Raw genomic sequence first — 5,928 nt, forward strand, 5'->3', positions numbered from 1 at the left:
GGCAACTGGCTGAAAGGGCTGATAGAGGAATACCACCATCCCAACATCAACGCAAGGGGCGGAAACAAGGCAGAAGAATACCTGCTGTCATATCAGATACAAAAATATATCGACGAGACTCCGCTTGCGCACGACAGCATGAAGCACCATCTGGACAATCTCAACAAGGTGCTGCGCTACGAGCGTTTCCGGCACGAGGTCATGCACCAGCGCGGATTCCACCTCTGCATCGACTCCATCACGGCAGATGACATAAGGGACTTCAAGTTCTGGATACAGGAAGAATACAGGTATGTGGATATGTACCCGGCATTCTATCAGAACGAACTGCGCCGCAATGTCGAGCAGAAGCGTTCCGAAAACAGCATGTCGGGCAGTCTCTACCGCATCCGTACCGTCATCAAGTGGTGCATCAAGCGCGGACTGACAAGAAACAATCCGTTTGACCAGTACCAGATTACCCAGCCCATGTATGGTGACCCGTTCTATCTTACTCTTGAAGAGCGGGACAAAGTGTACTATGCCGATTTGAGCGGATTGGGTGCAACCTATCCGGTCTACCGTGACATATTCATGTTCCAGTGCCTTATCGGCTGCCGTGTCAGCGACCTGAACAGGCTGACCAAGGCGAACATCGTTGACGGCTGTGTGGAGTATATCCCGCAAAAGACCAAACTGGAACACGCCAACACGGTACGAGTTCCTTTGAATCAAAAGGCACTGGATATACTGGAACGGTACAAGGATCTGGAAGACGCGCTGCTTCCCCGGTTCTCTCACTTCGGCTACAACAGGAAGATAAAGGAAATCCTCAAGTATGTGGGCATCGACCGTATGGTCAGGGTGCTTGACCCGAAGACACGCGAGGATGTGGCAAAGCCTTTATATGAGGTGGCGACCACCCACACGGCACGGAAAACCTTTATAGGCAACCTTTACAAGCAGGTCAAGGACCCGAACCTGATTGCCTCCATGTCGGGGCATTCGGAAGGAAGCCGGGCTTTCGCCAGATACCGCAAGATTGATGACGAGATGAAGAAGGAGCTGGTAAACCTGTTGGATTGACCGTTTCCCTCATTTCTTATACCCTATTTATATTCAACCCGATAAAGCAGCATGAATATGGACGAGCATAAACTGACATACGAACAGTTTAAGGCAGATATTCTCCAGTGGAAAAACACTCACAGGGAGGAATATTGCCGTTTCGCACGCCTGATGACAAACGGTGACGAAAGGCAGTACCTGGCCATCTGCCGGAGCATATTCAAGCAACTGCCTAAAATCAAAACGGAATGGGAGTTATGCTGGAACGATGACAGTAAGGATGATTTCAACGATATAGACCTGCTGTTCAAGGAGGAATCTGTGCCAAAACAGATTGTGGAGACGTTTCAGAAGCAAAGGGAAAACAATAATTCAAACGATTCGGTACTGGTTTCATTATGGGGCAGGGTAAAATCCTTTTTTAGCGGCAAGTACCGACATATTACCCTTTCGGCACCGCTTGTACTGAGTTGGCTGTATTACGGCAAGAGTTTCGAGGCGATGGTCAGCATGATAGACAAGCAGATGAAGCACCCGAAAGTGGATAATGCCGACAGGCAAAGTTGCTCTTTTGTTGCCAAACAGATTATAGATGTATCCATTAAAAACGGTTTCCGCACCAAAGCCGACTGGGACAGATATTTTTCCATGAACGATGCCATTAGGAAAGGCAATATCGGTGAATGGGCGTTACAGTCCGTCACAGATGAAATGAAGGCTGGCAATGACAATAACGCCTGTACAACAAATTTAGAGGAAACCAATATTGATACAACAACAGCACAACGTACAGCCGGAAAGAAAAAGATACAGGAGCGGCCACTTGCGGAATATCTTGACTGCGAGAACAAGGAGGCTGTAATACAATGCATCCGCAATTTTGTCACTGTCAATACAAATGCCGTCCATCAGGCACTGCCGTTCTATGTATTGAAGGAGTTGCGCCTGGTTGCCGGTATGCATACGGCCAAGGAATACAGCACAGGACTGGCCTTGCAATTCCCGGACTTGCTGACGCTGAAAAGCGAGAGTGCCATACGGCAGGCGGTCGGGTCTCTGAAAACGACAAGGCACGTCATCAAGGACGGCAAAGACCAGTCGGCGCTGCTTATCGAAAGTGACGAGAACCGGGAGTTGTTCCAGACATTAGTGGGGTCAATCAGAAATATTATCGGCACGGATAAAGAAACAGATATGGTAGAATAGAGTAAAATAAAGCCGTTTTATATGGTCATACAGACTTGAATTGTCATGACAATTTAAGACAATCCATTATATATCAATCTGTTTTAATTCATATATACTTTTGCACCGTCAATCCTTTTCCCGAGGATTTGGCGGTGCTTCTCTTTTATAAGCCATCGGAAGCGGAGCATCAGGGAACTTTTGAAGATGGCCGTCAAAAACTTCAAAAGCTGATATTTATGATTACTATTGAAAGTCTGGTCGAGCAGGGGGCGAACGTAAAACTGGAAGTCACTCCCACAGACCTTGAAATGTTTGCGGAATCCATCGTGCAGCGCACCATCATGGCGCAGCAGGAAGAACACAAGGCTGCCATGCAGCGCGAAGCGGAAGAAGGCTGGCTGAATACGAAGCAAGTCCGTGAGCTGTTAAACGTGTGCGAGGGTACGCTCAACCTATGGGCGAAGCGCGGCTATCTTGTCCCGGTCAAGGTCGGCAACAAGAACATATATGCCAAGTCCGATGTGCGCCGTGTGCAGACGGGAGGCAAGTCAGAGAGTGTAACATCCTATTGCAAGAAGAGAAATGGATGACATGAAGAACCCCCGGCTTGAACTGTGCAACCGGATACGCATGGAGGCGGAGCATACCGAAGACACAGGCTTCCCCTTGGCTGTGTTTCCGCAGACCGTACAGTCAATCATACTCGACATGGCCACATATGAGAACTACAAGACGGAGTTTATCGCAACGTCCATGCTGTCGGCCGTGTCCGCAGCATTGGGCGGCACATACCGCATCCGTATCAAGGGTGACTGGCAGAGCAACGGTGCGTTGTACATCATTCTGGTAGGCAGGCCCGGACTGGGCAAGACACCGCCATTGGAGGCGGCATACCGTCCTATACGGAAGCATGACTATGCCCTGTTCAAGGCGTATGCAGCAGAGATGGAAGCATGGAAGGCGGCAGGAGAAAACGGGAGGAAGCCTGTCCTGAAACGTACCATCGTGTCCGACTTCACACCCGAATCGCTAATGCTGACGCACAACAACAATCCGAGAAGCGTGGTCATTCTGGTGGACGAGATAATGGGCATGTTCAACTCCGCCAACCGCTACACGAACGGACAGCTCATAGAACAGCTGCTTACCGCATGGAGTGGCGGAGCTTTGGACGTGACAAGGGTAAACAACGCCATTCCCGTCCACATAAAACATCCGTGCATCAACATCATCGGGGGTACACAGACCAAGCGTGTACATGAACTTCTCAGAAAGGGATTCGAGGAAAACGGACTGCTTGACCGCATCCTGTTCGTTATGCCCAAGTCCCCAGAAATATCAAAGTGGATAAACCGGGACGATGACGGGGAGATGACTTCCTTGGCTGCAACACGGTGGGAGAACATATTGAACAAGGTTCTTGCCTTGGACTATGAAGCCGAAGCGGAAGAAAGGATACCTCATGTGCTGTCTATGGCCAGAGATGCCAAGGAATACTTTTTCTCATGGTGGAACAGGAAAGTGGAGCGTATCAATCAAATAGAGAATGATGCCGAGGTGGACAGCCGAGAGATGAAACATCCTACTCATGTAGCACGGTTGGCTCTGATAATTCAGGTCTTGCGATATGCTTCCGATGAAAGCCATCTGCAATTTGTGGATATGGCATCAGTGAAAGCCGCCATACGTCTGAATGACTACTTCGAGGATTCATATATCCGTCTCCGTTCCTTCGTGGCGAACGACACCTGTGAAGAGCCACCGAAGGTGTTGCTGTCATTGCTACCTGATACTTTTGATACAAAGACGGCCATTGCCATAGGCAAAGAATTGCAGGGTGTCAGCGAGCGTACTGTGATGAACTATCTCAAGGAACTATGCCACAGCCGTCTTCTGCGGAAAGCGAAAGCCGGACATTACGAGAAAGTCATGTATGGATCCGGCAAATACTCCATAAATGAAAATGAGTAATCAACCAAAGACTGCAATGAAATGCCCCCTGTTGCAGCTTGCAGTTTCTTCAGTCTTGCAGTTTCGAGTTATTGAAAACGGAAAAATCCTGCAAAACTGCAAGGACTGCAGACTGCAAATAACCTTTCGGTTTGCAGGAATCAAAAAGAGATAGCTATGAGTGAATACAGATTCCATCTCCAGAAATACAGTCCGGGCAGCAAGACCGTCTGTCCCGGATGCGGCAGGAAAGCCTGTTTTACCCGGTACGTTGACGAGGAAGGGCAGGTTTCGTTTCCCGGCAATGTGGGCAAGTGTGACCACATCAACAGTTGCGGCTACCACTATACACCCAGAGAATATTTTCATGACAACCCTGCTGTCAAGGATACTTTGACCGGACAAGATGGGTATGGCAATGTTACATCAACAGTCATAAAATCAGTAGTAAAATCATCACCTAAATCACAGCCACAGATTCCTTATCTTCCTTATGCTTGGGTGGAGCTGTCCATGCAGAGGTTTGACATCAACCCTTTATACCGATACCTGACCATTGTGGCAGGTAAAGAGAAAACGGAACGGCTGTTCAATCTCTACAAGGTCGGTACATCCAAGATGTGGCACGGTGCGACTGTGTTCTGGCAGATTGATGTCAACGGTAATGTCCGGGCTGGCAAGATTATGGGCTATGATGCAACAACCGGACATCGTATCAAGCAGCCATTCAGTCAGGTCAGCTGGGTACATTCGGTAAGAAAGATACCGGGGTTCCACATGAGACAATGCCTGTTCGGTGAGCATCTGCTGGCTGATACTTCATCTCTGGCAAGAACCGTTGGCATTGTAGAAAGCGAGAAAACAGCACTGATTGCAGCATTGTTCATCCCTGATTTGGTATGGCTCGCCACCGGAGGGATGCACGGCAGCTTCAACAGCGAGGCCATGCAGGTACTACGAGGGCATGATGTGGTTCTCTTCCCCGACCTCAAGGCAACGGGTGAATGGCGGTGCAAAGCCAAGATGCTACAGTCCATTTGTAAATCTGCCACCTGTTCCGATCTGTTGGAGAAGATGGCGACCGATGAACAGCGTAGTCGGGGACTGGACATCGCCGACTTCCTCCTGATGGAAGATACACCGCAGATGATTCTACAGAAGATGATAGAACTCAATCCCGCGTTACAGACCTTCATCGACACCTTTGAACTCGAACTGGTAGATGCAGGAAAGATGGAATGAAGGAGGCACAACGGACAGCTCGCTGTTCCATGAAAATGGGGTTGTAAAATCCCGTAGCTTATTAGGGCATTTTCACCACCTCCGCTTCGCGTCCGGCAGTCAAAAAGCCCATAAACCGAGGATACTCCTCAGGCTCCGGGTATGCCTTCGGCTGTCTAACGGGATTTTACAACAAGAATAACAATAAAATAACGAACAGATATGAGCAATACACAATACGCTGTCTGCCACCTGCAGCGTGGCAGCGGTAATGACAGTGGAATGTCATGCCATATAGAAAGAAAGGATGCCAAGGGAAAGGTTTATGTGCCGGTCAATGCCGACGCAGACCGGACACATCTCAACCGTGAGTTGGTCAGATTTTCCGATGGCGTGTCCAATCGCACCGAGGCGATACAGCGCCGCATCGAGACCGTCGGGCTGCGCCGCAAAGTCAGCAAGAACCAGACAAAGGCAATACGCGTAATGCTGACCGGAACACATGAACAGATGATGAAAATT

At 49.1% G+C, this 5,928-nt stretch carries 6 protein-coding genes; all 6 read left to right on the forward strand.

Annotated features, from left to right (window positions below; genetic code table 11):
• Positions 1 to 1,065, forward strand: a 1,065-nt coding sequence (locus QVP94_RS11315) for a site-specific integrase (RefSeq protein WP_288213256.1), incomplete at its 5' end; no start/stop codon positions are given.
• Between the two features lie 51 nt (positions 1,066 to 1,116).
• Positions 1,117 to 2,253, forward strand: a complete 1,137-nt coding sequence (locus QVP94_RS11320; protein ID WP_007833336.1) for a DUF6043 family protein — start codon at positions 1,117 to 1,119, stop codon at positions 2,251 to 2,253.
• 134 nt (positions 2,254 to 2,387) lie between these two features.
• The gene (locus tag QVP94_RS11325; protein ID WP_117682222.1) at positions 2,388 to 2,825 is read left to right on the forward strand and encodes a helix-turn-helix domain-containing protein; all 438 of its coding nucleotides are present in this window, start codon (positions 2,388 to 2,390) and stop codon (positions 2,823 to 2,825) included.
• On the forward strand, positions 2,818 to 4,206 hold the full coding sequence (locus QVP94_RS11330) for a DUF3987 domain-containing protein (protein WP_015532742.1): 1,389 nt from the start codon (positions 2,818 to 2,820) through the stop codon (positions 4,204 to 4,206). The genes QVP94_RS11325 and QVP94_RS11330 overlap by 8 nt, the downstream gene beginning before the upstream one ends.
• Positions 4,207 to 4,362: 156 nt before the next feature.
• Positions 4,363 to 5,427, forward strand: coding sequence for a DUF6371 domain-containing protein (locus QVP94_RS11335; protein WP_022192639.1), 1,065 nt, complete (start codon positions 4,363 to 4,365; stop codon positions 5,425 to 5,427).
• A 201-nt stretch (positions 5,428 to 5,628) separates the two neighbouring features.
• Positions 5,629 to 5,928, forward strand: a 300-nt coding sequence (locus QVP94_RS11340) for a plasmid recombination protein (RefSeq protein WP_502685443.1), incomplete at its 3' end; no start/stop codon positions are given.

The organism is Parabacteroides sp. CAG:2 (assembly GCF_000436315.1).
Lineage (GTDB): Bacteria > Bacteroidota > Bacteroidia > Bacteroidales > Tannerellaceae > Parabacteroides > Parabacteroides distasonis.

Excerpts from the sequence above, each read along its gene's own strand:
- QVP94_RS11335 (WP_022192639.1), top strand. The coding sequence starts at position 4,363 with ATGAGTGAATACAGATTCCATCTCCAGAAATACAGTCCGGGCAGCAAG.
- QVP94_RS11330 (WP_015532742.1), top strand. The coding sequence starts at position 2,818 with ATGGATGACATGAAGAACCCCCGGCTTGAACTGTGCAACCGGATACGC.
- QVP94_RS11320 (WP_007833336.1), top strand. The coding sequence starts at position 1,117 with ATGAATATGGACGAGCATAAACTGACATACGAACAGTTTAAGGCAGAT.